The 18,426-nt window shown below is 65.3% G+C and carries 17 protein-coding genes; 5 read left to right on the forward strand and 12 right to left on the reverse strand.

Annotated features, from left to right (window positions below; all coding sequences use genetic code 11):
- Positions 1-47 precede the first annotated feature (47 nt).
- The 12 genes from urtA to GYA95_RS26725 form a co-directional block, all read right to left on the reverse strand.
- Positions 48-1,313: an urea ABC transporter substrate-binding protein gene (urtA, locus tag GYA95_RS26670; RefSeq protein WP_013974390.1), complete on the reverse strand. Its 1,266-nt coding sequence runs from the start codon at positions 1,311-1,313 to the stop codon at positions 48-50.
- 487 nt (positions 1,314-1,800) lie between these two features.
- Positions 1,801-3,207 (reverse strand): D-serine/D-alanine/glycine transporter, encoded by a 1,407-nt coding sequence (gene cycA / locus GYA95_RS26675; protein ID WP_015271968.1) that lies wholly within the window; start codon positions 3,205-3,207, stop codon positions 1,801-1,803.
- A gap of 237 nt (positions 3,208-3,444) precedes the next feature.
- On the reverse strand, positions 3,445-4,812 hold the full coding sequence (locus GYA95_RS26680; protein ID WP_015271967.1) for a PepSY-associated TM helix domain-containing protein: 1,368 nt from the start codon (positions 4,810-4,812) through the stop codon (positions 3,445-3,447).
- Between the two features lie 58 nt (positions 4,813-4,870).
- The gene (locus GYA95_RS26685; RefSeq protein WP_015271966.1) at positions 4,871-6,922 is read right to left on the reverse strand and encodes a TonB-dependent copper receptor; all 2,052 of its coding nucleotides are present in this window, start codon (positions 6,920-6,922) and stop codon (positions 4,871-4,873) included.
- Between the two features lie 68 nt (positions 6,923-6,990).
- Positions 6,991-7,422, reverse strand: a complete 432-nt coding sequence (locus GYA95_RS26690) for a DUF2946 domain-containing protein (RefSeq protein ID WP_015271965.1) — start codon at positions 7,420-7,422, stop codon at positions 6,991-6,993.
- Between the two features lie 23 nt (positions 7,423-7,445).
- Positions 7,446-7,931, reverse strand: a complete 486-nt coding sequence (locus GYA95_RS26695; RefSeq protein WP_054573584.1) for a copper chaperone PCu(A)C — start codon at positions 7,929-7,931, stop codon at positions 7,446-7,448.
- A gap of 47 nt (positions 7,932-7,978) precedes the next feature.
- On the reverse strand, positions 7,979-8,368 hold the full coding sequence (locus tag GYA95_RS26700) for a DUF2946 domain-containing protein (protein WP_015271963.1): 390 nt from the start codon (positions 8,366-8,368) through the stop codon (positions 7,979-7,981).
- A gap of 214 nt (positions 8,369-8,582) precedes the next feature.
- The gene (locus GYA95_RS26705) at positions 8,583-9,437 is read right to left on the reverse strand and encodes an SPFH domain-containing protein (protein WP_013974384.1); all 855 of its coding nucleotides are present in this window, start codon (positions 9,435-9,437) and stop codon (positions 8,583-8,585) included.
- Between the two features lie 26 nt (positions 9,438-9,463).
- On the reverse strand, positions 9,464-9,901 hold the full coding sequence (locus GYA95_RS26710; RefSeq protein ID WP_003257542.1) for an NfeD family protein: 438 nt from the start codon (positions 9,899-9,901) through the stop codon (positions 9,464-9,466).
- A 132-nt stretch (positions 9,902-10,033) separates the two neighbouring features.
- Positions 10,034-10,756 (reverse strand): cobalt-precorrin-6A reductase, encoded by a 723-nt coding sequence (locus GYA95_RS26715; protein WP_015271962.1) that lies wholly within the window; start codon positions 10,754-10,756, stop codon positions 10,034-10,036.
- Positions 10,753-11,847, reverse strand: coding sequence for a cobalt-precorrin-5B (C(1))-methyltransferase (locus GYA95_RS26720; protein ID WP_015271961.1), 1,095 nt, complete (start codon positions 11,845-11,847; stop codon positions 10,753-10,755). Before GYA95_RS26720 ends, GYA95_RS26715 begins: the two co-directional genes overlap by 4 nt.
- On the reverse strand, positions 11,840-13,051 hold the full coding sequence (locus tag GYA95_RS26725) for a bifunctional cobalt-precorrin-7 (C(5))-methyltransferase/cobalt-precorrin-6B (C(15))-methyltransferase (RefSeq protein WP_015271960.1): 1,212 nt from the start codon (positions 13,049-13,051) through the stop codon (positions 11,840-11,842). The genes GYA95_RS26720 and GYA95_RS26725 overlap by 8 nt, the downstream gene beginning before the upstream one ends.
- Positions 13,052-13,278: 227 nt before the next feature.
- Between GYA95_RS26725 and cobG the strand changes: the two genes are divergently transcribed.
- The 5 genes from cobG to GYA95_RS26750 all read left to right on the forward strand — a co-directional run bounded on the left by cobG (position 13,279) and on the right by GYA95_RS26750 (position 18,419).
- A complete protein-coding gene (gene cobG / locus GYA95_RS26730) occupies positions 13,279-14,610 on the forward strand; it encodes a precorrin-3B synthase (RefSeq protein ID WP_170976260.1) in 1,332 nt (443 codons plus the stop codon).
- Positions 14,603-15,229: a precorrin-8X methylmutase gene (locus tag GYA95_RS26735; protein ID WP_003257545.1), complete on the forward strand. Its 627-nt coding sequence runs from the start codon at positions 14,603-14,605 to the stop codon at positions 15,227-15,229. Before cobG ends, GYA95_RS26735 begins: the two co-directional genes overlap by 8 nt.
- Positions 15,226-15,960: a precorrin-2 C(20)-methyltransferase gene (locus tag GYA95_RS26740; RefSeq protein WP_016712210.1), complete on the forward strand. Its 735-nt coding sequence runs from the start codon at positions 15,226-15,228 to the stop codon at positions 15,958-15,960. Before GYA95_RS26735 ends, GYA95_RS26740 begins: the two co-directional genes overlap by 4 nt.
- Positions 15,948-17,645, forward strand: coding sequence for a precorrin-3B C(17)-methyltransferase (gene cobJ, locus GYA95_RS26745; RefSeq protein ID WP_080604906.1), 1,698 nt, complete (start codon positions 15,948-15,950; stop codon positions 17,643-17,645). Before GYA95_RS26740 ends, cobJ begins: the two co-directional genes overlap by 13 nt.
- A gap of 93 nt (positions 17,646-17,738) precedes the next feature.
- Positions 17,739-18,419, forward strand: a complete 681-nt coding sequence (locus tag GYA95_RS26750) for a hypothetical protein (RefSeq protein ID WP_015271956.1) — start codon at positions 17,739-17,741, stop codon at positions 18,417-18,419.
- Positions 18,420-18,426 lie beyond the last annotated feature (7 nt).

An 18,426-nucleotide genomic window follows, 5' to 3' on the forward strand; every position in this document is an offset into this window, starting at 1 on the left:
GGGAGCGGGCGTGCCCGCGAATGGGCTGCAAAGCAGCCCCAGTGCACTCAGTTACCTTTCACGGCGTAATCAGGGCGCTTGTCGTTGCCGGGAATGAACGGGCTCCATGGCTGCGCCCGCAGCGGTTGCTCGGTCTCCCACACCACGCTGAACTGCCCGTCATCCTGGATCTCGCCGATCATCACCGGCTTGTGCAGGTGGTGGTTGGTCTTGTCCATGGTCAGGGTGAAACCGGACGGCGCCTCGAAGCTTTGCCCGGCCAGTGCCTCGCGCACCTTGTCGACATCGGTGGACTTGGCTTTTTCCACCGCCTGCGCCCACATGTGGATGCCCACGTAGGTGGCCTCCATCGGGTCGTTGGTCACCGCCTTGTCGGCGCCTGGCAGGCCCTTGGCCTTGGCGTAGGCTTTCCAGTCGGCGACGAACTTCTGGTTGACCGGGTTATCCACAGACTCGAAGTAGTTCCACGCCGCCAGATGGCCCACCAGAGGCTTGGTGTCGATGCCGCGCAGTTCTTCCTCGCCCACCGAGAAGGCCACCACTGGCACATCGGTGGCCTTCAGGCCCTGGTTGGCCAGCTCCTTGTAGAACGGCACATTGGAATCGCCGTTGACGGTGGAAATGACGGCTGTCTTGCCGCCAGCAGAGAACTTCTTGATGTTGGCGACGATGGTCTGGTAATCGCTGTGGCCGAACGGGGTGTACACCTCTTCGATGTCCTTGTCGGCCACGCCCTTGCTGTGCAGGAAGGCACGCAGGATCTTGTTGGTGGTGCGCGGGTAGACGTAGTCGGTGCCCAGCAGGAAGAAGCGCTTGGCGCTGCCGCCGTCCTCGCTCATCAGGTACTCAACGGCCGGGATGGCCTGCTGGTTGGGCGCGGCGCCGGTGTAGAACACGTTCGGCGACATCTCTTCACCCTCGTACTGCACCGGGTAGAACAGCAGGCCGTTGAGCTCTTCGAACACTGGCAGCACCGATTTGCGCGACACCGAGGTCCAGCAACCGAACACCACTGCCACCTTGTCCTGGGTTAGCAGCTGGCGGCTCTTTTCGGCGAACAGCGGCCAGTTGGAGGCCGGATCGACCACCACCGGCTCGAGCAGCTTGCCGTTCACGCCGCCCTTTGCGTTGATCTGCTCGATGGTCATCAGCGCCATGTCCTTGAGCGAAGTCTCGGAAATGGCCATGGTCCCCGAAAGCGAATGCAGGATACCGACCTTGATGGTTTCGGCGGCCTGGATGCTCCAGCTCAGGCCCATTGCGGCGATCGATGCGCTAAGGGTGAAGGCCTTGATCAGACTGCGTCGCTTCATGTGCTCTCTCCGCTGAGTTTTTATGTGTTGGGCAAGCGGGGAGGGGTGTTGCAAGGGGTGTGCCTAACGGCGGAAGGTGCGCAATAGAGGGGTTGTGCGAGGTGTTGGGGCGTTGGCTGGATCCAGGTTGGTGCCTGATGGATTTATGTGCACAGGATTGGGGCCGTTGCGCGGCCCATCGCCGGCAAGCCAGCTCCCACCTAGACCGCATCGGCCTCGAGCCATGCGCTGTCCCTGTGGGAGATTGCCCAGCCCTTTGGGCTGCGCTGTCGCGCAGAGAACCAATATCGCTCGTCTGACGCGTCCTTTGTAGGAGCAGCCTTGTGCTGCGAAGAGGCCGGTAAAGCCAATAGACAGGCTTTGTCAGCCCCGGCCTCTTCGCAGCACAAGGCTGCTCCTACAGGACTTCGCCGAACCAATGAGTCATGTGTTGTTCTATGAGAGCTGGCTTGCCGGCGAAAGGGCTGCAGAGCAGCCCCCAGGGGCATCAGCCGTTACGCACAGCCGTGCGCGGATGACGCTTGCTGCGCACCCCCTGATAGGTCACCGCCAGCAGCACAAACCAGATCGGCGTCACCAGCAATGCCGCGCGGGTATCGTCTTCCAGGCTCAGCAACACCAGGATGAAGGCAAAGAACACCAGGCACACGTAGCACATGAAACGCCCGCCGGGCATCTTGTACTTCGACGCATGGTGCAGTGCCGCGCGGTGCTTGCGGTACTGCAGGTACGACAGCAGGATCAGCGTCCAGACGAACATGAACAGCACCGCCGAAACGGTGGTGACCAAGGTGAATGCCTCGATCACGTTCGGCACCAAATAGATCAGCACTGCACCCAGCAGCAGGCAGGTGCAGGAGAAATACAGGCCGTTGGCAGGTACCGAGCGGCTCGACAGTTTTTCGAAGGCCTTGGGCGCGTCACCTTCCTGGGACAGGCCGTAGAGCATGCGGCTGGTGGAGAACACGCCGCTGTTGGCCGACGAAGCCGCCGAGGTCAGCACCACGAAATTGATGATGCTCGCCGCCGCCGGCAGGCCGGCCAGCACGAACAGCTCCACGAACGGGCTCTTGCCCGGCACCACGTCGCGCCATGGGGTCACGGCCATGATCGCGATCAGCGCCAGCACATAGAACACGATGATGCGTACCGGGATCGAGTTGATCGCCCGTGGCAGGGTGCGCTCCGGGTTCTTCGCTTCGGCGGCGGTTGTACCCACCAACTCGATGCCGACGAAAGCGAACACGGCGATCTGGAAGCCGGCGAAGAAGCCCATCAGGCCATTGGGGAACATGCCGCCGTCATTCCACAGGTTGGCCAGTTGTGCGGTGCGCCCGCTGGGCGAGGTGAAGCCGGTGATGACCATGTACAGGCCGGTGGCGACCAGGCCGATGATGGCGACGATCTTGATCAGGGCGAACCAGAACTCCATTTCACCGAACATCTTCACCGTCACCAGGTTCAGCGACAGCAGCAGCCCTACGCAGGTCAGCGCCGGTATCCACTGCGGCAGTTCGGGGAACCAGAACTGTGTATATGCCGCGATCGCGACCACGTCGGCGATGCCGGTGACCACCCAGCAGAACCAGTAGGTCCAGCCGGTGAAGTAGCCTGCCCAGGGGCCGAGCAGGTCGGCGGAAAAATCGATGAACGACTTGTAGTTGAGGTTCGACAGCAGCAGTTCGCCCATGGCGCGCATGACGAAGAACAGCATGAAGCCGATGATCATGTAGACGAAGATGATCGACGGCCCGGCCAGGCTGATAGTCTTGCCCGAGCCCATGAACAGGCCGGTACCGATTGCGCCGCCAATGGCGATCAGCTGGATGTGGCGGTTGGTCAGGTTGCGCTGCAGATGCTGTTCATCTGGCGCTGTGGGTGAGGTTTGCGTCATAGGCTGCATTCCGTTGGACGGTCGGTCGTCTTGTCAGAGGTAGCCGGCTAGGCTAACACGCGCGTTCCAGTTCGGGGCGCGACAGATCGACTCGACTTTTGGGTAGCAGTGTTGTGCCTGTGCCGGCCTCTTCGCGGGCTTGCCCGCTCCCACAGGGACCGCGCTGCCCTCAGGCTTGGCGCAGAAACTGTAGGAGCGGGTTTACCCGCGAAAGGGCCGGCACAAACGAAGCAAGGCTCAAGCGCTGGCCAGCACCCGGCCGCGCCTCACCACCAAGCTATCCACCATCCACATCACCACCATCGACACCCCCACCAGCGGGAACATCAACCCCAGCACCAGCATCACCCCCACCGCTACTTTCCAGCGCGGCAAGTCATGGCGCAGCGGCGGCACACCCAGCCCGCCGGCCGGCCTGCGCTTCCACCACATCACCAGCCCGCTCACCGAGCCCAGCAAGATCATCAGGCACACCAGCAGGATGATGATCTGGTTGAACGCCCCGAACATCTTGCCTTCATGCAGCATCACACCCAGCTCGGTGGCACGGGCGACCGGGCTGTAGTCCTGCCAGCGCACATCGGCCAGCACCTTGCCGGTGTACTGGTCGACATGCAGGGTGGCGTCGTTGCGCGGGTCGTCGGCGAATACGGCGATGGTGAACACGCCATCGGCCGTGGTCGGCGCGGTGATGCTGTAACCCGGTTCGACCTGGCGCGCGGTAGCGATATCTTCGACCTGCTGCAGGCTTATCTGTGGCGCTGCCGGCGCGCTCGACATCATGTGATGCCCGGCATGTTCGGCGTGTGCACCGGACTGCGGCATCGGCGTGTTTTCCATCGCCCACGGCACGGTCTGGCGGTGCGCGCTGTTGAGTTCACCCGCCTGTTGGTCCGACTTGGGCACGTCGTTCCACATGGCCGCCGGAAAGCGGTTCCACAAGTCGGCGTACTGCTTGCCCCACAGGCCGGTCCAGGTCATGCCGCTGACCAGCATCAGCAGCAACAAGGCTGAGCCCCAGAAACCGGTCACCGCATGCAGGTCGCGCCAGAACAGTCGGCCGCGTGCCGAGAGCCGTGGCCACAGCACGCCAGCGCCATTGCGCCCGCGTGGCCACCACAAGTACAGGCCCGACACCACCAGCACGATGCCCCAGCCCGCGGCCAGTTCTACCAGGCGGTCACCGACCGTGCCGACCATCAGTTCGCCATGCAGGGCGCGGGCGATGGCCTGCAGGTTCTGCTTGCCATCCTGTTCGCCGAGGACTTTGCCGCTGTAGGGGTCGACGAACACGTTCAGTTCGCGCCCGGCGTCATGCACCACGAATTGTGCGCTGCGTTCGGCGTCCAGCGGCGGCAGGTACTGGCCAACGTGGCCCTTGGGGTAGGCCTTGCGGACCTCGGCCAGCATCGTGTCCGCGCCCTGTCGGTGGTGGCCGGCTTCGACCACCATCAGCTCGCGGTACAGCAGCGGGTCGAGCTGCGGCTTGAACAGGTAGATGATCCCGGTGATTGCCAGCAGGATCATGAACGGGGCCACGAACAGCCCCGCATAGAAGTGCCAACGCCAGGCCAGGTTGTAGAAGTTGATGCGTGTTCCTCTCATGGGAACCTCCTGTTTGACCAGCAGATGGGCGCGACCTGCGCCGCGCCCGTTGTTGTTGTCAGAAGCTGAAGTCGACCTTGGTCCAGAAGGTCCTGCCTGGCTCGTTGACCGGCTGTGGATCGCTAGCCGGGTAGCCGAACCCGGCGTTCCCGGCCAGGTTCAAGTGCTCGGCGTAGGTCTTGTCGAACAGGTTGTCGACCCCCGCGCTGAGCTTGAGGTGGTTGCTTACCTTGTAGGCGCCATTGATCGAGAACACGCCGAAGCCGGCGCTGTTGTCGTAGTCCTTGCCGACCACGTTGCCCTGGTTCTCGGCGATGCGGTTCTGCGCCGCCACCAGCCGCCACAATGCGCCGACGCTCCAGACATCGCGGCTGTAGGTCAGGCCCAGGCGGCTTTCCAGAGGCGGCATTTGCGGCAGTGCTGTGCCGTCACTGCTGTTCTTGCCCCAGGCGTAGGCCAGCGTGGCGTCGGCCTTCCAGTTTTCCGTCAGCTGGTAGGCCGCGCCCAGTTCGCCGCCCATGATGCGGGCGTCGATGTTGCGAGCCTGGGAGCTCATTCCCTGGTAGTCGAACAGGATGTAGTCGCGGATCTGCCCGATGTAGCCAGATGCCCAGGCTTCCATGCGCTCGTCACGGTACTGGACACCGAAGTCGAGCTGGGTGGTCTTCTCTGGTTTGATACCGTCGAAAGCATTGGCCGCACCGGGTGGTGCCAGCTTGGGCGAGAACAGCTCCCAGTAATCGGGGAAACGCTGGGCATGACCAAGGCCGATGTACGTGGTGGCCGGGATGGCTGCCAGGTCGTGCTCGTAGCGGACGAAACCGCTGGGCAGGGTATCGGCGCGGGTGTCGCCGTTGGTGGCGCTGGTTGCGCGGAAGTCGCGGGCCGAGGCGCGGTCCAGGCGGGCACCGGTAATCATGCGGTCCTCACCGCTGATGTACCAGGTCAGCTCGCCGAAGGCACCGTAGTTGTGGAAGTCGGCGTCCTTGGTCCAGGCCTGGCCCTTGTGCGCGTCCACACCCATGCCGCCGCGTTTGCGATGTTCGTTGGTCTGCGCGTCGATGCCGCCGATCAGTTGCACATCGGCCCAGCGCCAGGTGGCCTTTATGCGTGCGCCCATGGTGCGGCGGTCGACGTTGCTGACCATCGGCATGCCCATCATGCCGCTGCCCGAAGGCGTGCGCAGGCTGTAGTTGTCCATCACGTGGTCGGCGTAGTTGTAGTAGACCTGCGCCTCGACCTTGTCGAGCACCTCGCCGAGGTTGGATTTTTCGAAACGCAGGCCCAGGCTTTCGCGTTTGAACTGCGAGCCGTCCATGCCACGCCCGGCATAGCGGGCCTCACCATCGCCCTTGCCGGCGGTGAGTTCCAGCAGGGTGTCCTGGTCGGGGGTCCAGCCGAGGGCGACATCGCCATTCCACTTGTCCCAGCGTGACGGCACGGTGTTGTCATCGCCGTCATGGTAGTCGTCCGAGCGCGACTGGTTGCCGACGAAGCGGGCGTAGGCCTGGTCGTTGCCGGCGGCGGTGTCCAGCACCTTGTCGAAGCGGCCGTTGGAGCCGGCCAGCAGGCTGGCGTTGACCCGGCTGCCGAGGGTGCCGAACTTCTCCGGCTCGCGCTCGAAGAGGATGGTGCCCGCCGAGCCGCCCGGGCCCCAGATCACGCTTTGCGGGCCTTTGATCACGGTCAGGCGGTCGTAGGTTTCCGGCGAAATGTACGACGTGGGGGCATCCATGCGGTTGGGGCAGGCGCCCAGCATCAGGCCGCCATTGGTGAGGATGTTCAGGCGCGAACCGAACATGCCGCGCAGTACCGGGTCGCCGTTGGTGCCGCCGGCGCGGATGGCCGAGAAGCCGGGGATGGTCTTCAGGTAGTCGGCGCCGTCGCTGGCCGGCACCGGCTGGCGCGGGTCTTTCGGGTTGGTGACCACGGTCAGCGGCGAGCTCGGGGCCACGGCGGTGATCACCGTCGGGCTCAGCTCGGGGGCGTCGTGTGCATGGCCTTCATGGCCTGGGTCGGCGGCCAGGGCCACGGGCGCGAGCAGCGAGCCGCACACGGCGGCGATGGTCCCACGCAGGGACAAGGCAAAAACAGGGGTGCAGCCGGACATAATGATTCCAGTCGATCAGTCATGAGTCAGCGCGAAGCCTCCTGGCTTCGTGCGCAAAAAGTGTGGGTTCAGACGTTGATCGAGGAAGGTGGGGCGCGGCTGCGCGCGCCGGGGAATACAGCCTGCCGGGCATGGCCCTGGCGCGTGGGTGCGAACAGGTGGGTGGTGGGTACGACGCTGCTGGCACTGAGCGGGCTGAGGGCCTGGGGCAGGGCCGGGCAGTTGAACAACAGGCTGCAGTAACCGCACTTTTCCCACATCACATGCAGCTGGCCATCGCCAGTCTGGCCGTGATGGGTGTCGCCGCCATGCTGATGGGCGGTGGCCATCGGCATGTCCATCGGCATGCTCATGCCGGCGTGGTGGTCCATCGGCATCGACTGGGAAATCAGCGGGCCGATGAAGATCATCCACATGGCGAACAGGCTCAGCCATCCGCCACCGGCGCGCCTGCGGTCAGGGCGAGTGGTACGGCTGATGCTGTTGCGCGGCAGGCTCATGGCGAGTGCCTTTCAGCGGCTGATCAGTGCGCGTGTTCGTGGGCTTGCGGCTGGTCCGTCGGCGCCTGCTTCTGCACGGCCACATCGACGGTGATATCGCCGGCCTTTTCGAAGTGCAGGGTCAACGGGAAGCGCTTGCCGTCGCTGAGCAGGCTGCGGTCCTTGGGCTGCATCAGCATCACATGGTAGGCGCTGGGGGCGAAGGTCAAGTCCTTGCCGGCGGGCACCACCACGCTGGGTATCTGCTGCATCTTCATGGCACCGCTGGCGCTCATGGCATGCTCGTGCAGTTGTGCGTCATCGCTGATGGGGCTGTCGACACCGAGCAGGCGGTCGTCGGCCTGGCCATTGTTGTGCACCACGAAATACGCCGCGACGTTGGGGGCGTTGGGGGGCAGTTGCAGTGACCAGGGGTGGGCGATGTGCAGGTCACCCACGCTGTATTCGTGGGCATTGGCAAAGGCGCCGGGCAGCAACAGGGCGGCCATGACGAGGGCGTGCTTGAGCATGGTGAATCTCCGTTTCTGTTCAGGTTCAGGCAGACAGCGTGAAGAACTCAGGCCAGCGGAGAGGCACGGGGGTTGAGCGCCGGCCAGAGTTGGCGCGGCGTGGCGTGGTAGTCGGCGGGTGGTGGCGGCAGGCCGGCCAGCAGTATCGGCGGGTTGTGCAGCTGCGGCGGGTAGCCGGGCAAGGCCAGCAGTGGCGCGGCGCCGGAGCAGCACCAGCAATTCATCATGCTGGCGCTGTCGTCGCTTTGCGGGCCGAGGTCGATCTTGGCCAGGGCCTGGACGTCGACCTTGGCCTTGTTGGCCATGCTGGAACAGAAGGCCCCCCACAGCAGCTGCTCGGCCGGGCCCTTGGGCGCGGCGGAAGACAGCGGCATGGCCAGCAGGTTGAACAGCACTGCAAGGCAGGCTATCCAGGCGATGTGCCGACGTGGGGGCATGGAGAGATCCGGTCAGGAATCGTGGTGGGTATTGTAAGGCGGAGTATAGGTAAAAATGGCGGGGTGCGGTGAAGTGACGCAGGCCGGGCCCTTCGAGGGGCAGCTTTGCAGCCCAATCGCCGGCAAGCCAGCTCCCACAGGGACCCGCACAGATTTCAGGGCCTGTGTTAAACCTGTGGGAGCTGGCTTGCCGGCGATGAAGATCAAGGTACCCTCAAGCCTTGTTGCGGCCCATCAACCCACGCACGGTCTCCTGCAGGTCTGCCGGCAGCACCACCACCTTGGCATTGCTGCTGCCCGCCAGGTTCTCCATGGCCCCCACATAGCGCTCGCCCAACAGGTACATCGCCGGCACGGTCTCGTTGCCGACCGCGTCCTTGACCAGCGAAATCGCCCGCGCCGAGGCCTCGGCCAGGCTGATCTGCGCTTCGGCATCCAGCCTGGCAGCCTGCAAGCGTGCTTCTGCTTCCAGAATCGCCGCCTGCTTGGCCCCTTCGGCACGGGTCACGTCGGCCTTGCGCTCACGCTCGGCTGCCGCCTGGCGCTCCATGGCCAGTTGCATGTTCTCCGAGGGTTTGATGTCCTGGATTTCCACCGAGCGTACGGTCACGCCCCAGTCTTCGGTCTGCTCGGACATCGCCTCGCGCAGGCGCGCCTTGATCTGCTCGCGGCTGGACAGCGCTTCGTCCAGGTCCATGGCCCCGACGATGGCGCGCAGCGAGGTCATGGTCAGGCTGGTGACGGCGAACGAGAAGTCCTGCACGCCATAGGAGGCCTTCTGTGGGTCGACCACCTTGGCGAAGCACAGGGCGTTGGCGACGATCACGGCGTTGTCCCGGGTGATGATTTCCTGCTGCTGCACATCGAGGATGATGTCCTTGGTAGGCAGGCGATAGGCGACCACGTCCATGTACGGGATGACGATGTTCAGGCCGGGCTTGAGCGTGCTCTGGTAGCGGCCCAGGCGCTCGACGACCCATTCTTCGCCCTGGGGCACGATGCGCACCCCTTTGAACACGGTGATCAGGACGAACAGGGCGATGGCGACGACGACGATGAGGCTGGTCATGATGCGAAATTCCTTTTAGTGCGGATTCAGGCCCGAATGACCCGGGCGGTGTTCCCTTCGATGGCGGTCAGGCGTACCCGCTCGCCGGCCGCGATCTCGCTGTCGGCGATGCAGGTCCATTCCTCGTTGCCGAGGATAGGCTTCTGGAAGCGCACACGGCCTTTCTGGAACTCCGAGACACCAGCAGTCAGCAGCCCCACTTCACCGATCACGCTTTCGGCGGTCCAGCGCACGTCTGGTTGCTTGCGCCGGAACAGCTTGAACCACAGTGCCGTGGTGACTGACGACATCAAAACCCACAGCAGCACCTGCATGTCCAGTTGCAGGCTTGGGGCGGCCAGCGAAATGAGCGATACCAGCACGGCGCCGATGCCGAACCAGAGGATGAAGAACGTCGGCAGGACCAGTTCGAGCAGGATCAGCGCGATGCCGAAGACCAGCCAGATCCACCATTGCATTTCCATATGGGTAGCGCCTTCCGGGGGAGAGTGCCGAGTTTAAGGCAGCAGTGCGGCACATGGCCACTTCATGGTTTGCAAGAAAAGTCCGAACATACTGTAGGCCACAGGGGGGCTGCAGTGTGCTTGCGACATTTGTTACTGCAGGTCGAGTGCCGCAGCCAGGTCGGCTGGCGAATCGAATGCCCGGTCCACATCCGGCAAAGCCGGTCGCTTCAGGATCAGCACAGGTATCCCCAGCTCCCGCGCCACCTCCAGCTTCGGTTCGGTCGCTACGCTGCCGCTGTTCTTGCTGATCAGCACATCGATCTTGCGGCGCTGGAACAACGCCCGCTCATCCTCGATATGGAACGGCCCGCGCGCGCCAATCACTTCGCAGCGATCGTTGCCAGGGCACGTTTCCAACGCACGCAAGGTCCAGAACTGCTCCAGCGGTATCTCGTCCAGATGTTGCAGCGGCTCACGCCCGAGCGTGAACAATGGCCTGCGAAACGGCTTGAGTGCCTCGATCAACCCCGCCCAATTCTCGACTTCGCGCCAGTCGTCCCCCGCTTGTGTCTGCCAGGCCGGGCGGCGCAAGGCCCAGCACGGAATACCGGCCAAGCGTGCGGCGTTGGCCGCGTTGCGGCTGATCTGCGCGGCATAGGGATGGGTAGCATCGATCAGCAACGTGATGCCTGCATCGTGCAGGTAGTTCGCCAGCCCTTCGGCACCGCCAAAGCCGCCGACCCGAACCTGGCATTGCAGGTCCTGCGGCACCCGGCCGATGCCCGCCAGGCTGTAGACATGCTGCGGGCCCAGGCGGCGAGCGATGGCCAGGGCTTCGGTGACGCCGCCCAGCAGCAGGATGCGCCCGTTCATTGCACACCCGCCCGGCCGACGATGCCACCCTGGCGATCGATGGCGAACACCTCCACCTGCACCTGCGCCGGCACCACGCTGCGGGCGAAGGCCAGGGCGTAGGCGCACACCGCGTCACCCAAGGGAATGCCGGCTGCATGGGCCAGTGCCAGGGCCTGTTGGCTGGTGTTGGCAGTAATGATCGATGCCTGCAGCGCTGCGTCGGCGCCGATGTCCGCCGCCCAGCCGGCCAGTTGCGGCAGGTCGATGCTGGAATGACGGCTGTGCAGGTCCATGTGCCCGGCAGCCAGTTTGCTGATCTTGCCGAAACCGCCGCACAGGGTCAGGCGTGGCACCGGTACCTTGCGCAGGTACTTGAGCACCGCACCGACGAAGTCGCCCATTTCGATCAGGGCTATTTCCGGCAGGCCATAGACGCGGCGCATGGTGTCTTCGCTGGCGTTCCCGGTGCATGCGGCGATATGCGTGTAGCCGTTGGTGTGGGCGACATCGATGCCTTGGTGGATCGAGGCAATGTAGGCCGCGCAGGAAAACGGCCGCACGATGCCGCTGGTGCCGAGGATCGACAGACCGCCGAGGATGCCCAGCCGCGGGTTCATGGTCTTCAGGGCCAGTTGCTCGCCGCCCTGCACATTGACCGTGACTTCGAAACCGCCGGGGTAGCTGCATTCGTCTGCCAAGCGTTGCAGGTGGTCGCTGATCATGCGCCGTGGCACCGGGTTGATGGCCGGCTCACCCACCGCCAGCACCAGCCCCGGGCGGGTCACGGTGCCGACGCCGGTGCCGGCGACAAAACGGATGCCAGGTTCGGCCAGCAGGCGCACCTGGCTATAGAGCAGGGCGCCGTGGGTCACGTCCGGGTCGTCGCCGGCGTCCTTGAGCGTGCCCGCTTCGGCACCTTGGCTGGTGAGGCGGCAGAACTCCAGGCGCATCTGCACCACCTTGCCCTTGGGCAGGGTGATGCTGACGGCGTCGCTGCTCTCGCCTCCCAGCAGCAAGCGCGCTGCCGCCAGGCTGGTGGCAGTGGCGCAGCTGCCGGTGGTCAGGCCGCTGCGCAGGGGGGCGGGCTGTTCGCGGGTTTCTTCACGCATCGGCGGGTTTCACCACGTCCAGCAAGGTGATCGGCAGCGCCTGGCGCCAAGTGTCGAACGAGCCCAATGGCTGGGCATGGGCGACATGGATGCGGGTCAGCTCGCCACCATGGCGTTCACGGAAATGCGCCAGGGCCAGTTCGCTTTGCAGGGTCACCGCATTGGCTACCAGCCGGCCGCCGGGGCGCAGGCTTGCCCAGCACAGGTCGAGCACACCTTCGCGGGTGACGCCGCCACCGATGAAGATCGCATCCGGTTGCTCCAGGCCTTCCAGCGCCGCTGGTGCCTTGCCGCGGACCAGTTGCAGGCCGGGTACACCCAACGCATCGCGGTTGTGTTCGATGAAGCCCTGGCGGCCTTCGTCGGCCTCGATGGCCAAGGCGCGGCAGGCCGGGTGGGCGCGCATCCATTCGATGCCGATCGAGCCGCAGCCGGCGCCCACGTCCCACAGCAACTCGCCGGGCTGTGGTGCCAGGCGGGCCAGGGTGATGGCGCGGACATCGCGCTTGGTCAGTTGGCCGTCATGCCGGAAGGCGCTGTCCGGCAACCCGGCCAGTCGGTGCAGGCGCGGGGCCTCGGGCGTGGCCAGGCACTCGATGGCTACCAGGTTGAGCGCGGCGACATCGCTGTGCGGCCAGTCCTGGGCGGTGCCGGCCAACTCACGTTCGTCCACGCCACCCAAGTGTTCGAAGACTCGCAGGCGGCTTGGCCCGAAGCCCCGCTCGCGCAGCTGCGTGGCAATTGCTGCCGGGCTGTCGCCGTCGTTGCTCAGCACCAGCAGGCGCACGCCGCTGTGCAGGTGGGCATTGAGCGCAGCCAGGGGCCGAGCGACCAGCGATACCACCTGCACGTCCTGCAGTGGCCAGCCCAGGCGGGCGGCGGCCAGGGCGCAGGAGGAGGGCATCGACAGCACGCGTATTTCAGCGGCGGGCAGTTGGCGCGCCAAGCTGGCGCCGACGCCGTAGAACATCGGGTCGCCGCTGGCCAGCACGCATACTGGCTCACCGCGCAGAGCCAGGACCGGGGCCAGCGAGAACGGGCTTGGCCAGCCCAGCCGTTCGCCGGCCACGCAGCGTGGCAGCAAGGCCAGCTGGCGCGGGCTGCCGAAGATCCGCGCAGCGCCCAGCAGCGCGCGCCGGGCTTGCTTGCCCAGGCCGCTGAAGCCGTCTTCGCCGATACCTACTACTGTCAGCCAGGGTGCCATGGATACCTCTTCAAGACCCTGGGGCTGCTGTGCAGCCCATCGCGACACAAGGCCGCTCCCACAGGGAATGGTGATCCCTGTGGGAGCGGCCTTGTGTCGCGATGGGGTGCGCAGCGCCCCCAAAATTTCTGCTCAAACTCGAATGATGCTCGACCACCGGCTTTTCATGCCGCCGGACAAAGCAGGCATAATACCGCGCCTTCTACACTCAAGCGCATTTTCACAGATTGCCGGACGCCCCTTTGACCCAGGCCCATGCCTCCCATGTATCGCCCCGTCCCTCGGCCTGCCCGGGGTTGTGGCGCATCGTCAGTGCCCGTGATGGCGGCATCTGCCGCATCAAGCTGCCGGGCGGCCTGCTGCTGGCCGACCAGGCCGACGCAGTGGCGGCGGCTGCCGAGCGTTTCGCCGGTGGCGTGATCGAGGCCACCAACCGCGGCAACCTGCAGATTCGCGGCATCGGCAGCGACCATCGCGGCCTGGTCGAGACACTGCTCGCAGCCGGCCTGGGCCCACGTGATGCCGCCGGTGACGATGTGCGCAACCTGATGCTCAGCCCGCTGGCCGGGCATGACCCGGCGATGCTGCTGGACGCTCGGCCGCTGGCCAGGCAGATCCTCGACCTGCTGGAAGGCACCCCGCGTTTTCACCAGTTGTCGGCCAAGTTCGCCGTGCAGCTGGATGCCGGCGAAAACCTGGCCATGCTCGAACACCCCCATGACCTGTGGCTGTCGACCCTGCGCCTGGATCAGCAGACCTGGCTGGCGTTCGGCCTGGCGGGCTGCCCGGCAGACGGCCAGGTGCTCGGCGCGGTGCCGGCGGAACAAGGCCTGGCACTGGTGCGTGCGGTGCTGGAGCGCTTCCTCGACCTGGCCACCCCGGCACAGTCGCGCATGCGCCAGTTGCTCGAGGTGTGTTCGGCAACCGATTTCATCGACGGGCTCGGCCTGGCCATCCGCCGCGATGCCGCCGTGCTCGCATGGCGGCGTGAACCGCGCAGCGTCTCGTGGCTGGGCGTCCTGCCCCAGGCGCAGGGCATCGCCTTGGGCGTTGCCCCGCCGCAGGGGCGCCTGACCCCGGCCATGCTGCGTGGCGCTGCGCGCGTTGCCCGTGAACATGGCGATGGCAGCCTGCGCCTGAGCCCCTGGCAAAGCCTGGTGCTGACCAACCTGCAAGCGCAACACATCGACCACGCCCAGGCCGGGTTGTCCGCACTGGGCCTGCTATGCCATGACCATGAGCCACTGGCACGCATAAGCGCCTGTACCGGCGCCAGTGGCTGTGCCAAGGCCCTGGGCGAGACCAAGGCCGACGCCGTCACCCTGGCCGCACTGCTCGGCCCTGGTGTGCCCGGCAGCGTGCACTTGTCCGGTTGCCCCCGATCCTGCGCCGTGGCCCATGTTGCCCCGGCCACCCTGCTGGCCCGCGCGCCGGGCCGTTACGACCTGTACCTGCGTGATGCGCGCCAGCCGGGCTTCGGCGCCCTGCGCGCCACCGACCTTACCTTGAATGAAGCAGGCGCCATGCTCGACCTGCCGACGGAGCACCTTGATGATTGACTACATCCGCGATGGTCAGGAGATCTATCGCAATTCCTTCCGGATCATCCGCGAGGAAGCCCGACTCGAGCGGATCCCCGCAGACCTCGAAAAGCTCGCCGTGCGCGTGATCCACGCCTGTGGCATGGTCGACGCCATCGATGGCCTGCAGTTCTCCGAAGGCGCCGGCCGGGCCGGACGCGAGGCGTTGCTGAACGGCGCGCCGATCCTGTGCGATGCGCACATGGTCGCCGAAGGCATCACCCGCGCCCGGCTGCCCGCCGACAACAAGGTCATCTGCACCCTGCGCGACCCGAGCGTACCGGGCCTGGCGAAAGACGCCGGCAACACCCGTTCCGCCGTGGCCCTGGAACTGTGGCGGCCGCACCTGGAAGGCAGTGTGGTGGTGATCGGCAATGCGCCTACCGCACTGTTCTATCTGCTGGAAATGCTCGACGCCGGCGCCCCGAAACCAGCACTGATCCTCGGCTTCCCGGTCGGCTTTGTCGGTGCCGCCGAGTCCAAGGCGATGCTCGCCGCCGACAGCCGTGGCGTGCCGTTCGTGATCATGCAGGGCCGCCTGGGCGGCAGCGCGATGGCCGCAGCTGCGGTCAACGCCTTGGCCACGGAGGTGGAATGATGGCGCCGCGTGGACGTCTGCTGGGCCTGGGCGTGGGCCCTGGCGACCCAGAACTGATTACCCTCAAGGCCCTGCGCCTGCTGCGTGAAGCGCCAGTGGTTGGCTACTTCGTGGCCAAGGGCAAGCGCGGCAACGCCTTCGGCATCATCGAGGCGCACCTGCAGCCCGAGCAGACCCTGCTGCCGCTGGTCTACCCGGTAACCACCGAAGCGCTGCCAGCGCCGCTGTCCTATGAACAGGTGATCAGCGACTTCTACGACGAGGCCAGCGTGCAGGTAGCCGAGCACCTGGATGCCGGCCGCGACGTGGCGGTTATCTGTGAAGGCGACCCGTTCTTCTATGGTTCCTACATGTACCTGCACGACCGCCTGGCGCAGCGCTACGAGGCCGAAGTGATCCCCGGCGTCTGCTCGATGCTCGGTGGCGCCTCGGTACTGGGCGCGCCGCTGGTTTACCGCAATCAGAGCCTGTCGGTGCTGTCTGGCGTGTTGCCGGCCGAAGAGCTCAAGCGTCGCCTGGCCGACGCCGACGCGGCGGTGATCATGAAGCTTGGCCGCAACTTCCCCAAGGTGCGCGAAGTGCTGGCCGAACTGGGCCTGGACGGGCGTGCGCTGTATGTGGAGCGGGCGACCATGGCCAACCAGAAGATCGTGCCGCTGGACCAGGTCGACCCACAGTCGTCGCCGTACTTCTCGCTGATCATCGTGCCGGGTGAAAAATGGCAAGGCTGAACATGCACCAGGCACCGGCGATCGTCATCCTTGGCCAGGGCAGCCTGGCCACGGCGCAGCGTATCCAGCAGTGTTATCCACAAGCATCGATCCATGGCCTGGAAGGCCGGGTCGAGGGTGCCGACCTTTGCTACACCGCGTTCGGCGATACCCTGCGTGGGCTGTACCAGCAGAACACGCCGATCATCGCCCTGTGCGCGGCGGGTATCGTCATCCGCAGCCTGGCCAGCCTGCTCAGCGAGAAAGGTGTCGAGCCACCGGTACTGGCCGTGGCCGAAGACGGCAGTGCCGTAGTGCCGTTGCTTGGTGGCCTTGGCGGTGTGAACGTGATGGCGCGCGAAATCGCTGAAGCACTGGGCGTTGCTGCGGCCATCACCACCAGTGGCGAGCTGCGTTTCGGCACCTGTCTGCTGAACCCGCCACAGGGCTATGCGCTGGCGGATATCGAGCAAGGCAAGCGCTTTGTCTCCGACCTGCTGGCTGGCGAGGCGGTGCGCATCGAAGGTGACGCGCCGTGGCTGCAACAGGCGCAGTTGCCTGCCAGCGAGGCGGCTCGGCGTACCATCCATGTGGGGCACCAGGCCCGCCCGGCCAGCCGCGACGAGCTGCTGATCCACCCGCGTTCGGTGGTAGTGGGTGTTGCTGGCGGTAGCCTGGCCAGTATCCGGGCGGCATTGCAGCAGGCCGGCATCGCCGAGCCTGCAGTGGCCTGCCTGCTGGCCGATGAGCAAGCCATGGCCGACAGCGCCCTGCATGAGGCCGCACAGACCCTGGGTGTTGTCTTGCGCTTTGCTGCCAGGACGCATGATCTGGCCGGGATGGTTGCTGCGGCATTGCCTGCTGCGCAGCTGATCGAGGTGGCAGACGTGGTCATCGCGGTGGCGCCTGCCCCGGTCGAGGTGGCGCAGATCGGTCGTCGTCGGGGTCGTCTGGCGGTCATCGGCCTGGGGCCGGGTGCAGCCGAGCTGATGGTGCCGGCGGTCAAGGCCGAGCTGGCGCAAGCCGAGGATGTGCTCGGTTACGAAACCTACGTGCGCATGGCCGGGCCGTTCCGTGACGACCAGGTGCTGCACTGCACCGACAACCGTGAAGAGATGCAGCGTGCCCGGCATGCCTTCGAACTCGCGGCCCAGGGCCGTTCGGTGGTGGTGGTGTCGTCGGGCGACCCGGGTGTGTTCGCCATGGCAGCTGCGGTACTTGAAGCGTTGCACGCGTCCACGGACCCGGCCTGGCACCGGGTGGATCTCGAGATCCTGCCGGGGGTGTCGGCCTCGCTCGCGACCGCCGCCCAGGCGGGTGCGCCGCTGGGGCATGACTTCTGCGTGATGTCGCTGTCGGACAACCTCAAGCCGTGGTCGATCATTGAAAAGCGCCTGGACCTGGCGGCCCAGGCTGACCTGGTGCTGGCGTTCTACAACCCGATTTCCAAGGCAAGGCCGCACCAGCTCGGGGTAGCGCTGGAGGTCGTGCGCCGGCACCGCGAGGGTAACACGCCTGTAGTCCTTGGCCGTGACATCGGTAGGCCGGGGCAGACGCTGAAGGTCGTCACATTGGCCGAACTGCTGCCGGAAATGGTCGACATGCGCACCATGGTGCTTGTCGGCTCATCTACAACCTGCGTGTTTCCTCGCTTGTCGGGCGGGGCGTGGGCCTACACCCCGCGTTGGTACCCGTCGGCTGACTAGTTGCACCGGAAACCCTTCAGCGCGCTGCATCCTGGGCGCGCTGGCTAAGGTGGTCGCCCCTGACTCGGGGGGCAACCATCTAGGAGTTTCCACATGTCCACAGAAACACAAGTCACTGCGACCGACACAGCCATCCTGGTCGAAGGCAACCTGCTGGCCTGCGGCGCAGGCATGTCTTCGCAAAGCCGTCATGACGTAAAGAACGCCTTCCACTTTGCCACCTTGGTGGCTGACAAGTCCTTCGATGCCGAAAAACAGAGCAGGGAGTGGTACGACCGGTTCATCGATGTCATGCGTGATCTTGGCTTTACCATCCCTCGTCGCACCTTCGAGCTGGAAACCTCTGCCGAGTTGTCTGTCACCATAGGCGCTGTCGCTATACGGGCGATCGGTGCGGTCGGCAATGCAGTGCTGGGTGGTACCAAGTTGGGTGTGCTGGCCAAGGCGGCTTTCGACAAACTCACCACCGTCGAAAATGACGTCAAGGTGGTCGATCACAAGCGCAAGAACAAGGTCAGGGGCATGGTCGGGATGGCCGCCTGCGTCGAAACCGACAACAACGATGTGGTCATGGTGGTGAGCTGCATCCAGGCTTCTGCCCCCAAACTGGAGGATGACATCCTGGGTATCCAGTGGAAGCTGGAAAAGACCGAGTACTACGCCGGCATGGCTGTGCTCACCCTCAACACTTTCGTCTACGACAAGGTCCGCGAAACCGTGGAAAACAAACTCGGCGTGCGCAGCGTCGAGAACGTTCTCCAGTACGACATCTGATTGCAGG

Origin of the sequence: Pseudomonas asiatica, assembly GCF_009932335.1 — a bacterium.
GTDB lineage: Bacteria > Pseudomonadota > Gammaproteobacteria > Pseudomonadales > Pseudomonadaceae > Aquipseudomonas > Aquipseudomonas asiatica.